The following is a 20,199-nucleotide window of genomic DNA, read 5'->3' as shown; positions in this document are numbered from 1 at the left end:
CAGAACATGGCCGGCTGGCTGGAAGGCCGGGTCCCGAACTGGCCCGGCTACCTGTCCGATGAGTTCGGCGCGGAGGAGGAGAACGGCGCCCGGCACCTCGTGCCGGTCCTGGTAACCCTCAATCGGGCCGGGTTCGTCACCGTCGGTTCCCAGCCCGGCGAGGTTGACGGACGCTACCGCCAGCGAGCGTCGGTCGACGGCATCGTCCACGACCACGGTCCGCTATTCGGCCGGCTGCTTGCCCTTCAGGGCCAGGGATTCACCGTCGTTCGCGGCTGGCCGAAGCAGCAGCACGTGATGGTCACCCGCGACCAGGCCCTCGCCGCAGCCGACGAGATCGTCGCCGCCACCCAGGCCGGCAAGGCCGAAGCCGACCGACACGGCGGCAGCGACGAATGCGACGCCGCGCTCGCCGCCGCACTCCGCTACCGCCAGCACGTCCTCGACACCCCCGACCCCCGCTAGGAGCCCGCCGTGCGCATCGCCGTCTCCCTCCTCATCGCCCTCGGCCTCGGCCTGGTTGGCGTGCACCTCGCCCCGGTCCTCGCGCAGGCCGCCGACATCACCGAGTCGCAGGCCGGGCTCATCTTCGGCGTCGTCATCACCTGGGCCGGCTTCCAGATCGCGGCCATGCTCCCCGGCGCCGAGCCGACCCCCGGCCGCCAGGACTGACCCCATCCGAAAGGAGCCCGCCATGGGCCTGTTCAGCCGCGAGCCGGAACCGAAGGGCTACCAGCCCACCGACGCCGACAGAACATGGCCGGCTGGCTGGAAGGCCGGGTCCCGAACTGGCCCGGCTACCTGTCCGATGAGTTCGGCGCGGAGGAGGAGAACGGCGCCCGGCACCTCGTGCCGGTCCTGGTAACCCTCAATCGGGCCGGGTTCGTCACCGTCGGTTCCCAGCCCGGCGAGGTTGACGGACGCTACCGCCAGCGAGCGTCGGTCGACGGCATCGTCCACGACCACGGTCCGCTATTCGGCCGGCTGCTTGCCCTTCAGGGCCAGGGATTCACCGTCGTTCGCGGCTGGCCGAAGCAGCAGCACGTGATCACCGAGGAGAACGGTCGCCCGTTCACCACATTCGGTGGCTGGCGCTGGCGCCGCGACTACGTCCACACCATGTGGCGCGGTGTCGGCCACCGTGCCCTCCGCGAGCTGCGGGAGCACGGCGCCAGCATCCACATCTACGACCCGGTCTGGGGTCGCGACGACCGCCTGTGGCCCGCACTGGCTGGAGTAGTCCGGTGAACCTCGGCCTGCTGATCGGCCTGACCCGGGCTCGCGTCTTTCTCCTCTTCGCCGGCTTCGCCTGGGTCTTCGGGCTCCAGGCCCCGCTCCTCACCCGCCTCGCCCTCGTCGGCCTCGCCGCGGCAGCCGTCACCTTCGACGGACTCCTCGACGAACAGCGCATCGCCCACTCCGCCAAGACCACCACCATCCCGCCACAGCGCACCCGCACTTAACCCCCGAAGGGATTGATCACCGTGAGCGTCACGCCCATCGAGAAGGTCAACGGGCACCAGCTGCCCCAGACCTCGCACGCCGAGTCGTGGGCGAGGGCCGGTATCGCCGAGGCCGAGGCCGAGAAGATCCGCGCCCTGACCGCCGCCGAGATCGAAGAGCGCCGCATCAAAGCCGAAGCCGAAGCCGACGCCGTCCGCATCAAGGCGACCGAGGAGGCCGAGCGGCAGCGCCTCGCCAACGAGCGGGCCGCGCTCCGCTTCGAGCGGGAGAAGGCCACCGAGCTCGCCAAGATCGCCGAGGCGAACCGGAAGCGGGAAGCCGAAGAGCGGGCCGCCGCTGAAGAGCGCGAGCAGGCCGAAGCCACCAAGCAGGCCGAGGCCGATACGGTACAGGCCGTCGAGACCGCCAGCGGCCGATGGAGGAACACCGCCAAGGGCTTCTACGCTCTGTGCGCGACCGTGGCTCTCCCCGTCCAGATGGCCGCCTTCTACAAGCCCGGATCCGAGTACCTCCTCGTCGCCCCCGTCTTCATTGAGGTCATCGCCCTCGTCGCCCTCGTCGGTGCCGCCGCCGCAGTCACCGCCGGCCGCCCGCACTGGCACTACCGGCTTGTCGCCTGGGGTGGCGCGCTCACCGCCGCCACGATCAACATCGTCCACGGCCTCGACGCTTTCGATGCCGCCACAGCCTTCGGCACCGCGCTCGCCTCGATCGCCGGGCCCGGCATGTGGGATCTCCATGAGCACGGCCGGATTGCCCGCCGCGACGGTGCCCTCACCTGGCGCCAGCGCCGCGCCGAGAAGAAGGCGGCCCGCACGGAGGCCGCCGAGCGGGCGGTCGCGGAGGCGAAGGAAGCCGCCGCTAAGGAGGAGGCGCGCAAGGTCGCAGAGGAACAGGCGCAGGAACTCGCGAGGCAGCGCGCCGAGTACTTCCCGAAGGTCTGGCAGCACGCCGTGAAGCTCGCTGCCGCGACCGGCGAGACGGCCGTCACCGAGGCTGTCTGGAAGCGCGCGCACAACGACATCGAGGGCACCGACCCGGCCGAGTCTGTCGACATCATCCGAGGTCGCAACATCGCCGCCAGGCGCGTCATCGCAGCCCGCTCCGAAGCCCCCGGCGAGAAGCCCGTCAAGGCCACGAACGCCCAGCGTGTGAACCAAGTGAAGGCCCCGTCGCGACGCTCCTCGTACAGGCCCATGCCGCCCCGCCGTAAGCGCGGTGACACCCCCGCGTTTCACCCGGTCGCCCGAGCCCTCGCGGCCGACGCCAAGCGCCAGTCCAACGCCGCCTCCGAGGAGCAGTCGTGACCACCGCAGCCCACACCCAGCAGACTCCCGAGCGCCCCCCGCTCACCCTCGTCAAGGACGACACCCTCCCGGCCGTCGAGGGCACGGTCGTCGAGCACCAGGGCGCCGAGCTCGCCACCCGGCCTGCATGGGTCCTGTCCGCCGGCGAACGCGCCCGGCTCGCCCGCCAGCACGCCGCCACCAACTGGGGTTACCTGCCCTGGGCCGCCCGCGGCTACTGGCGCCTCGCCGCCCGCTGGGTCGACGGCTACCGCGACGACTACCCCCAGATGATCCGCACCGCCCGCGCCGACCGGAAGGCCGCCAGGGGCAACGCCGAAGCCGAGCAGGCCGCCACCCGTAACGTCGTCCGGCTCCGCGAGGCCTACAAGCACCACCGGCTCGTCTACGGCGCCAAGACCGGCGCCTGGATGGCCACCACCGGAACCGCCGGCGGCGTCGCCGTCGCTACCGGCGGAGTGTGGACCAGCCTCCTCCTCGGCCTCGTCACCATCGGCTACGGCGCCTGGCGCGGCCAGCCCAGCGTCATCGCTGCCGAAGACGACCCCGGTCGCATCGAGATCCTCTCGGCTGACGGCGAGCCGTTCCCGATCGCCGACGCCACCAGCCGCACCGAAGCCGCCGAATGCGTCCGCCGCGCCCTCGTCTCCGAAGGAATCGCGGTCGCCGAAGTCGAGGCCGGGCGCCGCTACGACTGGGGCTGGGAGATCAACGTCCGCCTCAAGAAGGGCACCCCCGCCGACCTCATCGCCAAGGCCGGCGACCTGGAGACCCCCCTCGACCTGCCCGTCGACGGCCTCCTCTGCCAGCCGCTCCGTACCAGCCGGGCCCGCGCGACCCTTCGCCTCGTCGAAGGCGATCCGTTCGTCAAGATGCCGGCCCTGCCCGACCGGGCGCCCAACAGTGGTCGGCTGCGGGACCGGGCCCTGCTCGCCCTCCGAATGGACGGGCAGCCCACGGAACTGTCATTCCTCGGGCTGCACTTCATCGTCATTGCCTCATCCGGCGGCGGGAAGTCCGTCACCATGAGGTCCATCGGCGATGTCCTCACCGCATGCGAGGACACCGTCGTCATCGACCTCGACCCCGGCGGCAACGGCCTCGAACCCCTCGCCGAAGCCGTCGGAGTGCGAGTAGTCGGCGCGGACCAGATGCACATCATCGAAGCCGTCCTGGAGAAGCTCCTCAAGATCGCCAAGGCCCGGGCGACGCTCCTCGGCCACCTCGGTATGGGCGACAACTGGATCCCGTCCCACGAGTACCCGGCGATCGTCGCCCTCATCGACGAGTACCCGCAGCTGTCCCCGAAAGCCAAGGCCCTAGTCGTCGCGATCCTCCGCGTCGGGCGTAAAGCACGCGTCCAGGTCGGTCTCGCCGCCCAGGAAGCGACGAAGGACTCGATCGGTGCCGCGATCGCCGACAGCATCGCCCTCAAGATTGTCGGACCGGCCCGACACCAGGACATTGTCCAGGTCTTCGGTGCAGGCGCCGGCGCCAACGGCTACAGGCCCGACCGCCTCCACCCCGCCCAGGGCGAGGACCCGGCCGACGCCGGCAAGGCGTACATCATGGGCGGCGGCCAGCACGACCCGCTCATCCACAAGTTCATCTCCATGACCCCCGCTGAGGGCAAGGAGCGTGCAGCAGCCCGGGCCGCAGCTGGCCGCCCGTGGATCGATGACATCTCCCTTCAGGCCGCCGGGGTCACCTTCGACGACCTCCACACGGTCAAGCCCCGCACGGCTCTCCCCGAAGCCGTCGAGCTCGCTCGGCTCGCTTTCACCGCCAGCAGTGACCCCGAGCGCATGACCAGCGAGGAGATTTACGAGTACGTCTCCTCCGCCTCCGAGACGTGGGCGCCCCAGGACGACGAGGAGCCGGCCAAGGCCATGGCGCGCTTCCAGGAGGCCCTCCGCAAGCAGGCTGCACAGATCGCCCCCAACGTCGACATGAAGACCAAGCAGTGGCGGGACGGCCCCGACCGGCACAAGGGCTACCTGCTGGCCACGCTGCTCCAACTCACGGACGAAGACGCCTGACTCGCCCCTGGCGAGCCGGTGACATCGCAGGTCACGGCGTTGACAGACCCCGTGACAAGCCGCTGACACCGACCTCCAGCCCGTGACATGTCACCGGCCCGTCAACACCCCTCGCAGCCCCCTGACCTGCACTGTCATGGGCTGTCACCGGCCCTGTCACGCCCTATATGTGAAGAAGATCCCGACCTGAGAGGAGACCCGGACATGCCCCTCAAGCCCTACTACCAGCGCACCCGAGCCGACGCCGCAGACCTCGCCAACGACGTACAGCCCGGCGACCGGCTCTACGCCATCGGCGGCGAGTACATCGTCACCGACGACATCAGCGCCGCCTTCGGCAGCCACCTCGTCCGCCCCGCCGACACCACCACCGGCCCAGGCTCCATCAGCCTCCCGCAACTCCTCTCCCGCCACGGCGGCATCTTCACCCAGCCCCCCACCCCTGACCCCCAACCCGAAAGGAACCGACATGGGACTCCAGTCCTCCTACGAAGCCACCCGCGGCGACGAGAAGAAGCTCCTTCGCAGCATCAAGCCCGGCGACCACCTGTACGTCATCAACGAGCACTACGACCGCGGCCCCACCTACAGCGAGTGGATCGTCACCGACACGACCAGCCTCATGGGCAACCGCGAGGTCGAGTCGCCCACCAACGGCGCCGTCACCACCGCGCAGAGCCTCCTCCGCAAGGAGCGCAAGATCTTCACCCAGCGGCCCAGCCACCTGCCCAACCTCGGCGCCCGCGACTCCCACGACGCCTACACCGAAGACGCCCAGCGCGCCGCCAAGGCCGTCGCCGACCTCCACGCCAGGCAGCAGGCCGACGACCTCTCCCGCCGCTACCGCACCGCCGCCAGCCGCTGACCACCCCCACCAACGACCGCATCGAAGGAGACACCCCATGGCCGCGTCGACCGCCACCCGCCCCGCCGAACTGACAGTCGACGCGGCCACCCTCATCGCCGACATCGAGGCCTACCTCGCCCAGCAGGCCCCGAAGACCGCGCACCCGCTCGTCACCAAGACCACCGCCCAGCTCGTCGCCGAAGCACTCGCCGTGCCGGAGGCCGAGCTCGTCACTGCGGCGCCCGTCCTCCAGGCCCCCGCACGCTGGTGGCGCATCATCCCCGACTGGGCCCTCGCCCTCACCCCCGCCCGGCGCCTCCACGGCGCCGGCCGACCCGTCACCGTCCAGCAGCACCTCGAACTCACCGCGCTCGTACTCGAGCAGTACGGCCACCACCGCGGCGGACTCCGATCTCGCGGAGGCGCACGCTGCATCCTCGGCGCCCAAGCCGTGCTCTACCGGCTCGGCTACGGGGACGAGGAGACCGCCGAAGCAGCCGGGCAGGCCATGCAGAACGTGCTCCGGCGGCGGGGGATCGAAGCCGACTACCACGCATGGAACGACCAACCCGGGCGGACACAGGCCGAAGCTCTTCAGCTCATTCGAGAAGCCACCCAGGCATCAAACGGGTAAGACCCAACGCAAACAGAGGAGAAGACCATGGGATACGCCAGCTACACCATCCAGCGCAACGGCGAGACCATCGAGGCCGGGTACGGCATCGACGCCACCTGTGAAGAGCCTGGCTGCGATGCCGACATCGACCGCGGACTCGCCCACCTCTGCGGCCAGACACCCGGCGGCGACGAGCACGGCTGCGGCGGCTACTACTGCGGCAGCCACCTCTGCATCGGGCCCAGTGACGAGACCGGAGACCTCTGCGGCCGATGCACCGCCGCCCTCGCGCGAACGCAGCGAGAAGACGCATAGCAGATCAGTAGTTGTCAGCCCGAGCAGCCGTATGTCACACTGCCCCCATCCGGATACCAGTGTGTCCGCAGCTACTTCAAGCCCCCAGCATCCGCCGGGGGCTTTCTGCTTGTCAGGGGGCACCGTGGACCCGACCGAGCTCTACCCCAAAGATCTCGTCTACGCCCACGAAGCCGCCGCCGCCACCGGCGTCCCCGAGCCCGTCATCCGGAAGTGGGCCTCCCGCGGGAAAGTCGCCCGCTACAAGGGCGACCCCCGCCACTACTCCGGCCAAGGCCACGAGTACAAGACCATGTACGCGCTCCCCGAGATAGAGGCACTCGCCGCCGGCTACAAGCGCACACCGCAGCGGGCCCGCGCCGCCTGACCAACCCACGCGAGAGGAGCCGACGATGTCGAACCTCGTCTTCAACACCGCCCTGGGACGCGTCGCGGCGCTCGCCGCCCTCCCGGCCGCCAACGACGCACTGATCGCCGTCCCCCTCGAAGCGACGGGCCTCGCCACGGACGCCGTGATCCGCGACTACGACGACCTCGCCAGCCTCCTCGCAGGCACGTCCAACGAGCAGACCAGCATGGGCCGCAAGACGCTCTCGGGCGTCACGGTCACCGTCGACGACACGCTCGATCGGGTTGCTCTGAACTGCAGCGCCATCACCTGGACTGCCGCGACTGGCAACCCGATCGGCGCCGTGGTCATCTGCTACGACCCTGACACCACGACCGGGACGGACGCCGACCTGATCCCGCTGACGAAGCACGACGTCACGATGACCCCTGACGGCAATAACTTCCAGCTGACGGTCGCCGACTTCTACCGCGCGACCTCCACCGCGTGACGGCCGGCTTACCGACCGGGGCGGGAGGTCGCCGTGGCCAGCTTCACTGACGACTTCAACCGCGCCGACAGCAGCAACTTGGGCGCCGGCTGGGTGCAGGTATCGGGCTTCTGGGCGATCGCCTCCAACCAACTCAGCCCGGGCTCGGACGGCGGCACGATCATCCTCCGCGCGGCCGGGCCCATGGACAGCAGCGACCACTCGGCGCAGGTCACCATCGCAGCCACCACCGCGGCCAGCCACGGGGTGTGGTGCCGCGGGAACAGCAACATCAGCAACGGGTACCTGTGGCGGAACGACGGCAGCGAGTGGACGCTCTTCAGCGTCGTCAGCGGCACGTTCACGGCCATCGGCTCCTACGCGGCAGCCGCGGCCCCGGGCAACGTTGCGAAGGTCCAGGCCGTCGGGTCGACGATCAAGGCCTTCGTCAACGGCGTGCAGCGGGTGTCCGTCACCGACACGGCTGTCGCAAGCGGCACCAGCGTCGGCCTCCGGTCGGTCTCCACCGCCGCAATCCGCTTCGACGACTTCGCTGCCGCGGACGTGACCGCTGGGGTGACGCTCGGCATCGCCGCCGAGGCCGATAACGCGCAGGGGCTGGCCAGCAGCAAGGCGGGCTCGCTCGGCGCCACGCTGGAGGCTGACACCGCCCAGTCCGTGGCCGGCGCCAAGATGGCGGCCCTCACCGCTGCGGCCGCGGTCGAGACGGCTCAGGCCCTCACCGGCGCCATCAGCCGCAGCCTCACGGCAGCCACAGCCACCGAGACCGCCCAGCTGCTGACAGGCGCCAAGACCTCGGTCCTCGGCGTCGCCATCGAGACCAGCACCGCGAGACCGCTCACCGCGGCAGGCGGGGACGGCATCGACAGGGTCGCAGCCGGAACACCCCACAGCCTGTGGACCGCGCGGCGGCCGCGCACACCCGCCTGGAGCGCAGGCACGCCACGGACATAGAGGGGGCACCGTGGACCGCAGCAGCCTCGAAGAGCTCCTCACGCCCGTCGTGTCCGCCAGCGACCCCACGTCGTACAGCGTCCGCGTCGCAGTCCTCCCCGACGGAGAACGACCCGAAGCCGACGACTGGCATGCGGCAGAGTGGAAGACCATCGGCGGCATCCCGCACGCCAGCCTCCTCGTCGGCCCAGACGGGGTCGTGGAACTCGGGCCGGGCGCCTACCGGGTGTGGGTCGAGATCACCGCGCCGCCCGAGAAGCCGGTCGTCGCCAGCCCCCGCTTCAGCATCAACTGAGATGCGTACCGCATAGGTCACGAAACGGAGACAACGCCTCCAACCCTCGCAGCAGGGACAACGATGAGACCTCTCATCACGCAACGTCCTGGGGGGACCATGCGACGCACCGCCATCGCCGCAACCACCGCGGCCCTCACCCTCACGCTCGCCGCCTGCACCGGCACCGAGCCCGAGGTCGCCACCAAGCCCGACCCGAAGCCGACCGCCCCCACAGCCAGCGAGACGCCTGCCAAGAAGACGGAAGCGCCCGCGCCGAAGGACGCCGGCCTGGGGGACGCCATCACCCTCAAGGGCATCGAAGACGGCCAGCAGATCTCGGTCACGCTCAAGAAGGTCTCCGACCCGGCCGCCCCGAAGGACGAGTTCTTCAACCCCGACGACGGCAACCGCTGGATCGGCTTCCAGATCGAGATCGTCAACAGCGGCACCGCCGTGTACGACGACAGCCCCAGCAACGGCATGCAGATCGCCGACGCCGACGGCCAGAGGTTCAACGGCGTCATTGCCGACATCAAAGCCGGTCCCTCGATGGCCTCTGGCGTCACCCTTAAGCCCGGCGCCAAAGCGCTCGGCTGGCTCGTCTTCGAAGCACCCAAGAACTCGAAGATCACCACCGTGCAGTTCGGCATGAACAGCGGCTTCTCCGACCAGACCGGCGAGTGGAAGCTGTAACAGCCGAGGTCGCCCCCTGAACGTCCCGCCGTCCACGCCCCCGTCGCGGACGGCGGGACCCATCAGAGGAGGCCGCCAATGCCCACCAGTATCGCCGAGGGCAAGGACTGGTCCCTCGAACGATTCGCCCGCCACCTGCCCGACACCGTGACCGACGTCGGGCCCGGCGAAGGCACCTACGCCAAGCTGTTCCGGCCCCTACACCGCGGCATCTGGTGGACTGGCATCGAGATCCACAAGCCCTACGTGGCCAAGTACAAGCTGCGCTCCACCAAGACCCGAACCATGTACGACGAGCTCCACATCGGGGACGCCCGCGAATCCGAGGACCACCTCTTCCACCGCGACCTCGTCATCTTCGGCGACGTCCTAGAGCACATGCCCCGCGAGGACGCGATCGCACTCCTGCACAAGGCCGAGGCGGCCGGCTGCTGGAACATCCTCGCCTCCCTCCCGATCGTCGAAGCGCCGCAAGGCCAGGTCGACGGCAACCCGCACGAGGCTCACATTCATCACTGGGACGCCGACGACATGTGCCAGGTCCTCAACGCCCTCGGCGGCAAGCTCGACTACGAGTACGGCGAGACGCTCGGCGTGTGGTGGTGGTCCCGCCGTGGCTGAACTCCGCGGAGTCGACATCGAGATCATCGAGCAGCGCAAGCAGCCGGTCGAGGGCAGTGACATCGTGCTCCCTAACCACGTCCGGATCAACGGGGTCGCAGTCTCCATCCCTGCGGACTCTCTGATCCGGATCAGCGACATCACGGACGAAGAGCTCGTCACCGTCACCATCACCATGTTTGCCCGCAGCATCAGCATCCGCGCTGAACAGGCCTGACTCCTTTGGGAGGTAGCGCCATGAGCGACGCTCACTGCATCTTCTTCACCGTTCACAGCCCCGAACGGCCCCCGAACCCGGATGTCGCCCGGGTCTATGCCCGCTACTTCGCTGGAAGGCAGGGCAGGGCTGTCCCGGACGAGGCCGAGGAGATCATTCGACCCTACCCCGACGGGTCCGGTCGCTACAGGGTTGAGGCCCCAACAGAGGCCGCCACGTGAGCGGCGGCTGGAAGGGCTCGAACCGCGTCGCGCGGCTCCCGCCGAGCTGGCAGCGCATCCGGGCCCGGATCCTAGAACGTGACCCGATCTGCAAGATCTGCGACGTCAGGCCGTCCGCGTTCTGCGACCACATCGTGGCCAAGGAAGACGACCACAGCGATGCCGGCCTCCAAGGCGTCTGTGGCCCCTGCCACGACCAGAAGTCCAGCGCCGAAGGGAACGCCGCCCAGAGGGCCACCCCGCGCCCCGGACGCACCCGGCCAGCAGAGCAGCACCCTGGAATGAGGTGACCGTGCCCGCCTATCTCATCCGGCATCCGGCCGAGCTGCGGCGCGAGGACGTACTCGTTGAGGACGGCACCCTCGAACTCGCCTTCACCGGCGGATGGGCCGTCTTCACCGACAACAACGGCGTCTGCCTCGCCATCCCCGGTGGCCAAGGCGCCCACATCGAGCGAGTCGACACCCCAGACGAGGAGCCCGCGCCACCAAGGGAGTGATCCACCGTGACTGACTACCAGGTGCAACCCGGCGAATGGGGCATCCACGGCGTCGTCCTCCAGCCTGGCCAAGTCACCAGCTTCCGATTCCCCGACGACGTCAACGAAGTCGAAGTCCTCTCCCACGACGGCGCGGCGCCCGTCTACTTCACCGTCGACGGCAACGAGCCCTCAGTCGAAGGCCGCGGCAGCAGAGTCCTTCCCGCAGCCATCAGCAGTGCGCAGGTAGAGCCGCCCACCGCAGGGCCGACCGTCGTCAAACTCATCTCCTCCGGCTCCCCGAAGGTGTCGGTGACCAGGACATGAAGCGCACCGCCTACACGCCCAAGGTGCCCGACGCCGCGACCAAAGCCATGGTCGAGACAGTCGCCAACGCGGCACTCGCCGACAACACCGAAGTCGCCGAACGGCTGGCCGCACAGAAAGCCGAGCAGGAGCGCCTCGCAGCCGACATGGCGACCAGGCTCGCCACCCTCGGCGACATCGCCGCCCAGCTCGCCCCGCTACGGCAGAACGCCAGCGAGGAGCACGCCAGACTCCAAGGCCTCATCGACGCAGCCAACCAAGCCATCGCCCGGCTGCAGGAGACGGCCGAGGACGCCCAGTCCGCAGCAGAAGCCGCCGGCGTCGCAGGGCAGGCCGCGCAAAACCAGGCGGCCATAGCCCTCGGTGCCGCGCAGTCCGCGGCATCCCTGGCAGAACAGGCCAGCACTCTCGCCACCGAGGCCGGCACCCAGGCAGGACAGGCCGCGGCTGCGGGCGCCGCAGCGCAGGCCGCAGCAGGCGAGGCCAAGGCGCAGGCATCTGCAGCGCAGACTGAGGCGAGCACAGCCAAGACCTCGGCAGCACAAGCCAGTACCGACGCCACAGCAGCCAAGGCCTCTGCCACTCAGGCCGGCACGGACGCCGCCACCGCACGGACCACAGCGACAGCCGCGCAGACCACAGCCAGCCAGGCACAGGCGACCGCAGCAGCAGCGAGCACCAAGGCGGACCAGGCTGCGGCTGGCGTCGCCACTGCGCAGGCCAAGCTCACAGCCCTGGAGGCTGCAGTCACCGCCCTGCAGGCACGCACCATCCGCAGGGCGACAGTCGTACTGCCACTCATCGCCCTCGGAGCCACCTACGAGCAGGCGGTCACCTGGACGACGCCGATGCCAAGCAGCACCTATCAGGTCGAGGTCGTCGGAGGCCAAGGCCTGATCGGCAAGGCCACGACACGGGTCAAGGCAGGCTCACAGACGGCCAACGGGCTGATCATCCAGGTCACCGCAGCCGTCCTGGTCGCGGCCGGCTCAGTGATCGACGCGACAGCCTTCGGCTGATCAATACCAGCCGGTACCTGGGGGGGTACCCCCCTGCCGGCCCCTGTCCCTATCGGGGCCGTATAGCACCCGACTTTCTGTACGGGTTCCCTTGGCCGGGGCTCACTCGACTACAGGCCGTTACGACCGCCCTGGAGGCGCCGTCGACGGCCGCAACCCACCCCGCGCGTCCTGGTGACGTGCCTGCTGACCCTGGAGGTCGACATGGGTGATCGCGGACCCATCCCCAAGCGCAGCGCTGAGCGCCGCCGCCGCAACAAGGACGACGGGCCGGCCATCGCGCAGGCCCCTTCCGGGCCGGTGAACGTGCCAGCCCTCCCTGAACCCGATCCGAACTGGCACGACATCGCCACGGACTGGTACCTCTCGCTGCAGCAGTCCGGGCAGGCTGCCTTCTACCAGGCGTCCGACTGGGCGACGGCCCGGTACGCGGCCGAGCTCATGTCCCGGATCCTGAGCACCGATCGCGCTCCGAACGGGCAGCTCGTCGCTGCCCTGAACAGTGTGATGGGCAGCCTGCTGACGACCGAGGGCGACCGGCGCCGGGCCCGGATCGAGCTGGAGCGACAGCCAGCGGTCAAGGCAGTACCGGCTTCCGTCACTGCCATCGCCGACTACCGATCCTCGATCGGTGGCTGACGGCGAAGTCCCCGAGGTCGTCACTCCATTCACGATCGGCCCGACCTGGCGGCGTGGAAGGGACGGGAAGTTCGTCCTCCCCGAGTACACACTCGGCTGGCAGGCTCTGGCATGGACGGCGACCTACCTGCAGCATTACGTGGGCGCCCCTTGGCGCTACACCGCCGAGCAGGCCCGGCTGACGCTGTGGTGGTACGCCATGGACCCGGCGACGAACCGCTTCCTGTGGCGGGATGGCGTGATCCAGCGGATGAAGGGTCACGGCAAGGACCCGCTGGTTGCGACTTACGCCGCCTTCGAGTTCGTCGGCCCCTGCCGCTTCGGCCAGGTCGCCGACGAGGGGAACGAGTGGGGCGTCCCGCCGGGGCAGCCCCTGGGGCAGCCGCATCCTGCGGCCTGGGTGCAGATCGCGGCGGTGTCGCAGGACCAGACGCGCAACACGATGACACTGTTCCCGTCGATCCTGACCAAGCGGGCGATCGAGGAGTTCCGGATCGACCTCGGCAAGGAGATCATCTACGCCGACAAGGGCCGGGCCCGGATTGAGGCGGTTACGTCCTCGCCCCGGGCGCTGGAAGGCGGGCGACCCACCTTCGTGTCGCTTGGCGAGACGCACCACTGGGTGGAGGCGAATCAGGGCCACGAGATGGCCGCGGTGATCGAGCGTAACGCCACCAAGTCTGCGGACGGCATGTCGCGGACGCTGGCGAACACCAACGCCTACGAGCCCGGCGAGGACTCGGTGGCCGAGAGGACGCGGGAGGCGTTCGAGTCGGCGGAGGCCGGCCGTGCCGCGGACGTCGGCCTGTTCTACGACAGCCTCGAGGCGCCTGCCGAAGCGAAGCTGTCCGAGGATTGGATCGAGCCCACTTTGCGCGCGGTTCGCGGCGACTCGACCTGGCTGGACATCGAGCGGCTGAAGGCGTCAATCCTGGACGTCCGCAATCCGCCCTCTCGGAGCCGACGCTTCTGGTTCAACCAGATCACGGCCTCGGAGGACGCTTACCTGGCGCCCTACGAGTGGAATGCCTGCCCGCACGAGGGCATCGAGCTGCAGGTGGGCGACGAGATCGTCGTGTTCTTCGACGGCTCCAAGTCTGACGATGCGACCGGTCTCGTGGCCTGTCGCCTGTCCGATGGGCACGTGCAGACTCTGGGCGTTTGGCAGCGGCCGGCGAACTGGTCTGACGGGGTGCCGTGGCGGGTGCCGCGCGAGGAGGTCGACGGCGTCGTGGATCTGGCCTTCGCCACGTACAAGCCGCTCGCGTTCTTCGCCGACCCCGGATCCGGTTTCGACGAGGCGGACGGCGAGCGGTACTGGGACGGTTTCATCGACGCCTGGGCCCAGCGGTACGGCCGGCGGCTGAAGCTGAAGGCGGTGACCTCTGGGCACGGTCAGCACGCGGTGATGTGGGACATGCGTGATCGGCGCAGGCAGCAGATCTTCACGGAGGCGGTGGACAGGTTCTACCGGGACGTCCTCGAGCGACAGCTCACCCACGACGGCCACAAGGTACTGCGGCAGCACGTGGCCAACGCCCGCCGCCGTACCAACGCGTGGGGCTACACGATCGGCAAAGAGCACCGTGAGTCCGCCCGCAAGGTCGACCTGGCGGTGTGCGCGATCGGCGCGCGGATGCTGCGACGGATGGTCATGAACTCGGCAGCCTGGACGAAGCGGTCCACGGCCCGCGGCAAGGGAAGGGTGGTGGTCCTGCGGTGACGATTCCCACCCTGCCCTTGGTCGGGCTGTCGGACGACGAGCAGCAGATCCTTACCCTTCTCCGAACCGATCTGCTGGCGCAACGCTTCAAGCTGGAACTGCTGGACGCCTACTTCAACGGTGAGCAGGTCATCCGCGACCTTGGGATCAGCATTCCGCCGCAGCTCAAGACGCTGCACACGGTCATCGGATGGCCTCGCGTCGGAGTCGAGGCGCTCGAGCAGCGCCTCGACTTGGAGGCGTTCCGCTGGGCCGACGGATCGGACTCCTCCGAGCTGGAAGAGATCGCCGAGGCGAACGACCTGTACGACGAGTCGAGCCTTGCCCACCTGGACGCCCTGACCTACGGCCGAGAGTACGTCACGGTCGGCACAGCGGACGACGCAGACGCCCCGCCGATCATCACTTACGAGTCTCCGCTCGACATGACGCTCGCCTGGGATGCCCGGCTACGTAAGCCGCTGAACGCGCTCCGCGAGTGCCAGGACCGCTACGACTTCGGCCTGACGCCGGACGAGCGGCTGGTCACGCTGTATCTGCCTGACCAGAACGTCTACACGGTGCAGCGAGGGAACGGCTGGGAGGTCATCGACCGGGACGAGCACGGCCTCGGCACGGTGACGGTCCTGCGCATGGCGAACCGGCAGCGAACCGGTGACCGGGTCGGAAAGTCGGAGATCACTCCCGAGGTCCGGTCCATCACCGACGCTGCATGCCGTCGGCTGATGGGCATCGAGGTGGCCGCCGAGTTCTTCGGCGCCCCGCAGCGATACATCCTGGGCGCGAGTGAGTCCGCGTTCCAGGACGCCGAGGGGAACGCCAAGAGCGCGTGGGAGACGTACATCGGGCGCGTTCTGGCCCTGGAGCGGGACGAGGACGGTGAGGTCCCGACGGTCGGGGCGTTCACCGCCCACGATCCCTCCGGACAGACGAAGATCATCGACTTGTACGCCCGGATCATGTCTTCGCAGCTCTCGGTGCCGCCGCACATGCTCGGCTATACCAGCGACAACCCGGCCAGCGCGGACGCGATCCGCTCTGCCGAGGGGGCGCTGGTGAAGAAGGCGGAGCGGCGGATACGCCGGTTCGGGGCCGCGCATCGGGCGACGATGCGGCTGGCCCTGTGGGTGCGGGAAGGGGAGCCGCCCGATCCGTCGCGCCGCGTCGAAACGGTGTGGCGCAACCCGGCAACGCCGACGATCGCCGCGCAGACCGACGCCGCAGTGAAGATGGTTCAGGCCGGCCTGCTGCCTGCCGATTCCGAGGTCGCGCTGGAGATGGCGGGGCTCACGGAGGACCAGCGGCAGAGGGTCGCCTCCGAGCGCCGCCGGGCCCAGGGGCGCCAGATGCTGGCGTCCCTGACCGCGGACGCCGCTGACGAGCCCACCGAGGCGGAGGGCGACGATGGCGACAGCGGTCTCTGACGTCAGTCCCGCGGCCGCCCGGCAGCGGGCCGCCCAGCGCAGGCTCACGGCCCGCCTGACCCGCGACGTGCGGGGCCTGCGCCGCATCATCATCCCGTCGCGGCTTGAGGCGACCGTCCCCGACTGGATTGCCGCGGTCCGGGCGCTGGTGGACCAGTACGGTGCCGCATCATCCGCGCTCTCGGCGGACTACTACGACGCCGAACGGATCGGCGCCCGGGCTCCGGGGCGGTTCAGCGTTCCGCTGGCCGAGCCGCCGCCGGACGAGCAGGTCGAGAACAGTCTGCGCTGGGCAACCAAGGATCTCTGGCCGCGTGACCCGGAGGACCCCGCCACCACGGAGGCGCAGCTCGCCCCTCTGGAGGTGCGCCTGGGCCAGGCGGAGAGGAAAGCCGAAGCGGTCACCCAGAAGCTGGTTGTCGATCAGGGTCGCGCAACCGTCCAGGAGGCGGTACGGCGCGACCGGCAAGCCACCGCTTGGGCCCGTTCGGCGGCGCTGGGGGCGTGCAGCTTCTGCAAGCTTCTGGCGACCCGCGGAGCCGTCTACAAGCAGGACACGGCCGACTTCCAAGCCCACGACGGATGCCACTGCGGCGTCGTGCCGGTGTTCAAAGGGCAGCGGTTCGAGCTGTCCGACCACGCACGCGAGTGGGAGCGGCTGTACCGCGAGTTCGCAGCCCCTCACTCGGGCGATCAGCTGAGGCGGTTCCGCCTGGCGCTCGCCGAACACGGGCATACGCCCGCTCTGTAATCCCGCGGCCGCCCTGGAGGTGGCCTTTCTCAGCCCCTGGAGGGCCAGTTCACCATGCCTGAAGAGACCCCGACCGAGCAGGTCGACGAGCAGCAGCCGCAGGAGCCCGAGACCGCCCCGGAGGCGGAGGGCGCCGAGGAGGAGCCGTTCGACGCGGACCGCGCCAAGAAGGCGATCAACAAGAAGAACGCGGAGAACAAGAGCCTCCGCGATCGCCTCAAGGAGCTCGAACCTCTCGCCCGCAAGGCGAAGGAGCTCGAGGACGCCCAGAAGTCCGAGCAGGAACGGCTCTCTGAGCAGCTGACCGCCCAGCAGGAGAAGGCGGCCAAGGCCATCCGCACGGCCGTGGCCTCGAAGGTGGAGGCGCTCGCCGCAAAGGACTTCGCCGACCCGGAGGACGCTGCCGGCGCGCTGGACCTGTCCGGCTACGTCGACGACGACGGCGCCATCGACACCAACGCCATCAAGAGCGATCTCGCCGACCTCCTCAAGCGCAAGCCGCACTGGGCCAAGGCCCCAGAGGGCCCGCGATCCCCGCGGCCGGACCGTACTCAGGGCTCGTCAGGCAACGGCAACCGAACCCCCAACAGCCCGGCGGAAGAGTTCGCGGGCTTCATGAAGAGGGCCCTCCACGGGGGCCGCTGAGAGAGGTAGACCATGGCTGCTACGCCGCCCATCAAGCTGTCGGATATCGACAGCACTTTCCTGCCCGAGACCCTCGTCGGGCCCATCTTCGAGAAGTCCGTCGAGCAGTCGGCGATCATGTCGCTCGCCAAGCGGGTGCCGCTGGCGATGACCGCGAACACGGCGGTCCCTGTCCCGCTCGACGTTCCGACTGCCGACTGGGTCGAGCAGGCCGGCCGCAAGCCGATCAGCACCGGCGGCATCGACATCAAGCAGATGACCGGCAAGAAGATCGCCGTGCTCATCCCGGTCGCGATGGAGGTCGCCAACTCCAACGCGGCAGGCCTGTGGACGCAGCTCCAGCGCGACCTGCCGACCGCGTTCGCCCGCGCCTTCGACCGCGCCACGATCCACGGCAAGACCATGAAGGGCGCCACCGGCCCCTTCGCGGACTACCTGGCGATGACCACGAAGTCGGTGACCATCGGCGGCACGACGCAGGCCAACGGTGGCATCTACGGCGACATCGTCAAGGGCATGAAGGAGACCATCGACGACGACTGGGACTACACCGGCACGGTCCTGGACCACCGGATGAAGCCCAGCCTCCTCGGAGCGACGGACACCACCGGCCGCCCCATCTTCGTCGACACGACCCAGCCGGGCACGGGCGCCGCCCTGGCAGGCACGCTCGTCGGCGAGCCTGTCGCCTACTCCCGTTCGGTGTCGGGCAAGCTCCGCCGCCAGTCCGGGACCATCGACACCGGCTTGCGCGGCATCGGCGGCGACTGGTCTCAGACCGCCTACGGCGTCGGCATGGACATCACCGTCAAGATCTCCCGCGAGGCGACGTACATCGACGAGGACGGCGGCGTGCACTCCGCGTTCCAGGAGAACCTCGTTCTCCTCCTCGCGGAGGCCTACTACGGCTTCGTCCTCGGCGACGAGGAGGCCTTCGTGAAGTACCTGGCGGCCGGCGGCTCCTCCTGATGCCGGGCGTGGAGGGTGGCCGGGCGCCGATGCGGGTCGTCGCCCGGCTGCACGGCTACCCGCCGCGCCACAACGCCGGAGCGGAGTGGATGGTCCATTCACAGCTCCGGGCCCTCGTCCAGCGAGGCCACGACGTGTCGGTGTGGCTGTCCCGCTACACCGACGACAAGACTGACTACGAGCTCGACGGCGTCCAGGTTGTGCCACTCCAATCGCGTCTGGACGCCGCATCGGCGATTCGAAGAGCCGACGTGGTCGTCTCGCACCTGGAGAACGTCCCGTCTGCCGGAGCACTGGCCCGCGGATACGGCAAGCCGCTGGCGGTCATCTGCCACAACACGCACCGCCAGTCCTTCCGGGAGATGGCTGCCGGCTGCGATCTGGCGGTCTACAACAGCCAGTGGATGGCCCGCGACGCGGGGTTGTTCTTCGCCGAGTACCCCAAGAGCGTCCGACCGGTGCGGGAGGTCATCGTCCGGCCGCCCGTGTTCGCCGAGGAGTACCGGACGAAGCCGGGCTCCAAGGTGACGCTGATCAACCTGAACGAGGAGAAGGGCGGCCGGCTCTTCGGGAAGCTCGCACGCCGCATGCCGGACGTCGAGTTCCTCGCGGTGACCGGCGCCTACGGCGAGCAGATCGTCCCCGACCTGCCGAACGTCGAAGTGATCGGCCACATGTGCGGCCACGACATGCGGGAGAAGGTGTACAGCCGCACGAAGGTGCTGCTGATGCCGTCCTCGTATGAGTCGTGGGGCAGGGCAGGCGTCGAGGCTCTCGCCTCGGGCATCCCGGTGATCGCGCACCCCACCCCGGGCCTGTGTGAGTCGCTGGGCGAGGCTGGGGTGTTCGTCGACCTGCATGACGTCGACGGCTACGAGGCGGTCCTGCGCAAGCTTCTGTCCACGCCGGCCGAGTACCGGCTGGTGGCGAAGAGAGCACGGGCCCGGTCGGCCGAGCTCGACCCCGCCCCCGACCTGGCTGCCTGGTGCGAGGCCGTGGAGGCCTTGGCCTGCTAGGAGGCGACGATGACGTTCACGCCCCCCACGGCCGAGGACCTGGCACTCTATCTGGGCCTCGGCGAGATTCAGGGTAACCGGGCGGACCTGCTGATCGAGCAGGCTGTCGCGCTGTCCGAGTCGGTGGTGAAGCCGCTTCCGGATCAGGCCACGGCAGTAGTCCTCTCGGTCGCCGGCCGCGCCTACATCAACCCGCAGCAGGTCACCTACGAGACGATCGGGCCGCAGTCTGTGCAGCGCCCTGCCGGGTCTGGCGGCCTCTACCTGACGAAGGCGGACAAGGCAGCGTTGAAGGCCCTGGCCGGCAGAGGAGGGGCCTTCACCGTCGACCCGACTCCCGACGAGGCGACAGCGTCGCCCACGTGGCCGGTGATCGACGGGCGAGTCCCTGGTGAGCCCTACGAACCGGGCTGGGGGTATCCCTGATGCCCGGCCCGTACCCGTTCGGCGAGACCGTGGTGCGCCTGCGCTACGGGCCCTCGCCGGGCCGTGATCCTCGCGGCCAGCCGATCCCGGGCCCTCTCGTCGAGACCCCGGTGCCGGGGTGTGTGGTGACTCCCCGCCAGGCTGCTCCTCAGGTCGGCGGCGACGAACAGCAGGCCCGGGACACAGTGATCGTCGGCTGGACGGTGTACGCCCCGCCCGGCACGACCTGGCTCACCACCGACCAGGTCAGGATCCGCGGCGAGACGTGCGAGATCACGGGCGAGCCCGGCGACTGGGGCCGGAGCGTCTTCACCGGCACCGCGGGGCCTGTGCAGTTCGCGGCGGACCGCGTCACCGGATAGCCAACCCAGA

30 protein-coding genes are annotated in these 20,199 nt (G+C 69.5%); 29 read left to right on the top strand and 1 reads right to left on the bottom strand.

The window, feature by feature from the left end; all coding sequences use genetic code 11:
* From EAO70_RS05990 to EAO70_RS05965, 6 genes are all read left to right on the top strand, one after another.
* Window positions 1-465, top strand: a 465-nt coding sequence (locus tag EAO70_RS05990) for a DUF6919 domain-containing protein (RefSeq protein WP_187283748.1), incomplete at its 5' end; no start/stop codon positions are given.
* Window positions 466-474: 9 nt separating this feature from the next.
* Window positions 475-672, top strand: coding sequence for a hypothetical protein (locus EAO70_RS05985; RefSeq protein WP_148001968.1), 198 nt, complete (start codon window positions 475-477; stop codon window positions 670-672).
* An 84-nt stretch (window positions 673-756) separates the two neighbouring features.
* Window positions 757-1,248: a DUF6919 domain-containing protein gene (locus tag EAO70_RS05980; RefSeq protein ID WP_148001967.1), complete on the top strand. Its 492-nt coding sequence runs from the start codon at window positions 757-759 to the stop codon at window positions 1,246-1,248.
* The gene (locus EAO70_RS05975) at window positions 1,245-1,463 is read left to right on the top strand and encodes a hypothetical protein (protein WP_148001966.1); all 219 of its coding nucleotides are present in this window, start codon (window positions 1,245-1,247) and stop codon (window positions 1,461-1,463) included. Before EAO70_RS05980 ends, EAO70_RS05975 begins: the two co-directional genes overlap by 4 nt.
* A 21-nt stretch (window positions 1,464-1,484) precedes the next feature.
* Window positions 1,485-2,771, top strand: a complete 1,287-nt coding sequence (locus EAO70_RS05970; RefSeq protein WP_148001965.1) for a hypothetical protein — start codon at window positions 1,485-1,487, stop codon at window positions 2,769-2,771.
* Window positions 2,768-4,810 (top strand): hypothetical protein, encoded by a 2,043-nt coding sequence (locus tag EAO70_RS05965; protein ID WP_148001964.1) that lies wholly within the window; start codon window positions 2,768-2,770, stop codon window positions 4,808-4,810. The genes EAO70_RS05970 and EAO70_RS05965 overlap by 4 nt, the downstream gene beginning before the upstream one ends.
* Before the next feature lie 156 nt (window positions 4,811-4,966).
* On the opposite strand, the gene EAO70_RS05960 is transcribed toward EAO70_RS05965, so the two are convergent.
* On the bottom strand, window positions 4,967-5,224 hold the full coding sequence (locus EAO70_RS05960; RefSeq protein WP_148001963.1) for a hypothetical protein: 258 nt from the start codon (window positions 5,222-5,224) through the stop codon (window positions 4,967-4,969).
* Window positions 5,225-5,279: 55 nt separating this feature from the next.
* Between EAO70_RS05960 and EAO70_RS05955 the strand changes: the two genes are divergently transcribed.
* From EAO70_RS05955 to EAO70_RS05840, 23 genes are all read left to right on the top strand, one after another.
* Entirely contained in the window at window positions 5,280-5,675 is a 396-nt protein-coding gene (locus EAO70_RS05955; RefSeq protein WP_148001962.1) for a hypothetical protein, read from the top strand.
* Window positions 5,676-5,712: 37 nt separating this feature from the next.
* Window positions 5,713-6,291, top strand: coding sequence for a hypothetical protein (locus EAO70_RS05950; RefSeq protein WP_148001961.1), 579 nt, complete (start codon window positions 5,713-5,715; stop codon window positions 6,289-6,291).
* A gap of 27 nt (window positions 6,292-6,318) precedes the next feature.
* The gene (locus tag EAO70_RS05945; protein ID WP_148001960.1) at window positions 6,319-6,588 is read left to right on the top strand and encodes a hypothetical protein; all 270 of its coding nucleotides are present in this window, start codon (window positions 6,319-6,321) and stop codon (window positions 6,586-6,588) included.
* Between the two features lie 124 nt (window positions 6,589-6,712).
* Window positions 6,713-6,955, top strand: a complete 243-nt coding sequence (locus tag EAO70_RS05940) for a hypothetical protein (protein WP_261992694.1) — start codon at window positions 6,713-6,715, stop codon at window positions 6,953-6,955.
* Window positions 6,956-6,980: 25 nt separating this feature from the next.
* Window positions 6,981-7,427 carry a hypothetical protein gene (locus EAO70_RS05935; protein ID WP_148001958.1) on the top strand — a complete coding sequence of 149 codons (447 nt, stop codon included), beginning with the start codon at window positions 6,981-6,983 and terminating at the stop codon, window positions 7,425-7,427.
* A gap of 33 nt (window positions 7,428-7,460) precedes the next feature.
* The gene (locus tag EAO70_RS05930) at window positions 7,461-8,381 is read left to right on the top strand and encodes a hypothetical protein (protein WP_148001957.1); all 921 of its coding nucleotides are present in this window, start codon (window positions 7,461-7,463) and stop codon (window positions 8,379-8,381) included.
* A 10-nt stretch (window positions 8,382-8,391) separates the two neighbouring features.
* Complete coding sequence (locus EAO70_RS05925) at window positions 8,392-8,676, top strand: hypothetical protein (protein WP_148001956.1); 285 nt, start codon at window positions 8,392-8,394, stop codon at window positions 8,674-8,676.
* Between the two features lie 99 nt (window positions 8,677-8,775).
* Window positions 8,776-9,351 (top strand): DUF4352 domain-containing protein, encoded by a 576-nt coding sequence (locus tag EAO70_RS05920; RefSeq protein WP_261992693.1) that lies wholly within the window; start codon window positions 8,776-8,778, stop codon window positions 9,349-9,351.
* A gap of 78 nt (window positions 9,352-9,429) precedes the next feature.
* Complete coding sequence (locus EAO70_RS05915; RefSeq protein WP_148001954.1) at window positions 9,430-9,972, top strand: class I SAM-dependent methyltransferase; 543 nt, start codon at window positions 9,430-9,432, stop codon at window positions 9,970-9,972.
* Window positions 9,965-10,189, top strand: a complete 225-nt coding sequence (locus EAO70_RS05910; protein ID WP_148001953.1) for a hypothetical protein — start codon at window positions 9,965-9,967, stop codon at window positions 10,187-10,189. The genes EAO70_RS05915 and EAO70_RS05910 overlap by 8 nt, the downstream gene beginning before the upstream one ends.
* Window positions 10,190-10,209: 20 nt before the next feature.
* Window positions 10,210-10,410, top strand: coding sequence for a hypothetical protein (locus EAO70_RS05905; RefSeq protein ID WP_148001952.1), 201 nt, complete (start codon window positions 10,210-10,212; stop codon window positions 10,408-10,410).
* 292 nt (window positions 10,411-10,702) lie between these two features.
* A complete protein-coding gene (locus EAO70_RS05895) occupies window positions 10,703-10,909 on the top strand; it encodes a hypothetical protein (protein WP_148001950.1) in 207 nt (68 codons plus the stop codon).
* Window positions 10,910-10,915: 6 nt separating this feature from the next.
* A complete protein-coding gene (locus EAO70_RS05890) occupies window positions 10,916-11,215 on the top strand; it encodes a hypothetical protein (RefSeq protein WP_148001949.1) in 300 nt (99 codons plus the stop codon).
* Window positions 11,212-12,234 carry a hypothetical protein gene (locus EAO70_RS05885; RefSeq protein ID WP_148001948.1) on the top strand — a complete coding sequence of 341 codons (1,023 nt, stop codon included), beginning with the start codon at window positions 11,212-11,214 and terminating at the stop codon, window positions 12,232-12,234. The genes EAO70_RS05890 and EAO70_RS05885 overlap by 4 nt, the downstream gene beginning before the upstream one ends.
* Before the next feature lie 174 nt (window positions 12,235-12,408).
* On the top strand, window positions 12,409-12,873 hold the full coding sequence (locus tag EAO70_RS05880) for a hypothetical protein (protein WP_261992692.1): 465 nt from the start codon (window positions 12,409-12,411) through the stop codon (window positions 12,871-12,873).
* Window positions 12,866-14,596, top strand: coding sequence for a terminase (locus EAO70_RS05875; RefSeq protein WP_148001946.1), 1,731 nt, complete (start codon window positions 12,866-12,868; stop codon window positions 14,594-14,596). Before EAO70_RS05880 ends, EAO70_RS05875 begins: the two co-directional genes overlap by 8 nt.
* On the top strand, window positions 14,593-16,020 hold the full coding sequence (locus EAO70_RS05870) for a phage portal protein (RefSeq protein ID WP_261992691.1): 1,428 nt from the start codon (window positions 14,593-14,595) through the stop codon (window positions 16,018-16,020). The genes EAO70_RS05875 and EAO70_RS05870 overlap by 4 nt, the downstream gene beginning before the upstream one ends.
* Window positions 16,001-16,771 carry a hypothetical protein gene (locus EAO70_RS05865; protein ID WP_148001945.1) on the top strand — a complete coding sequence of 257 codons (771 nt, stop codon included), beginning with the start codon at window positions 16,001-16,003 and terminating at the stop codon, window positions 16,769-16,771. The genes EAO70_RS05870 and EAO70_RS05865 overlap by 20 nt, the downstream gene beginning before the upstream one ends.
* Window positions 16,772-16,825: 54 nt before the next feature.
* The gene (locus EAO70_RS05860; RefSeq protein ID WP_148001944.1) at window positions 16,826-17,416 is read left to right on the top strand and encodes a hypothetical protein; all 591 of its coding nucleotides are present in this window, start codon (window positions 16,826-16,828) and stop codon (window positions 17,414-17,416) included.
* Window positions 17,417-17,428: 12 nt separating this feature from the next.
* Complete coding sequence (locus EAO70_RS05855) at window positions 17,429-18,385, top strand: phage major capsid protein (protein WP_148001943.1); 957 nt, start codon at window positions 17,429-17,431, stop codon at window positions 18,383-18,385.
* Complete coding sequence (locus EAO70_RS05850) at window positions 18,385-19,401, top strand: glycosyltransferase family 4 protein (protein WP_148001942.1); 1,017 nt, start codon at window positions 18,385-18,387, stop codon at window positions 19,399-19,401. Before EAO70_RS05855 ends, EAO70_RS05850 begins: the two co-directional genes overlap by 1 nt.
* A gap of 9 nt (window positions 19,402-19,410) precedes the next feature.
* On the top strand, window positions 19,411-19,827 hold the full coding sequence (locus EAO70_RS05845; protein ID WP_148001941.1) for a hypothetical protein: 417 nt from the start codon (window positions 19,411-19,413) through the stop codon (window positions 19,825-19,827).
* Window positions 19,827-20,189, top strand: coding sequence for a hypothetical protein (locus EAO70_RS05840; protein WP_148001940.1), 363 nt, complete (start codon window positions 19,827-19,829; stop codon window positions 20,187-20,189). The genes EAO70_RS05845 and EAO70_RS05840 overlap by 1 nt, the downstream gene beginning before the upstream one ends.
* Window positions 20,190-20,199: the final 10 nt, after the last annotated feature.

Source organism: Streptomyces sp. adm13(2018) (genome assembly GCF_008042145.1).
Classification (GTDB): Bacteria; Actinomycetota; Actinomycetes; order Streptomycetales; family Streptomycetaceae; genus Streptomyces.
The sequence above is the reverse complement of the archived record's forward strand: the minus strand, read 5'-3'. Positions and strand labels throughout refer to the sequence as shown.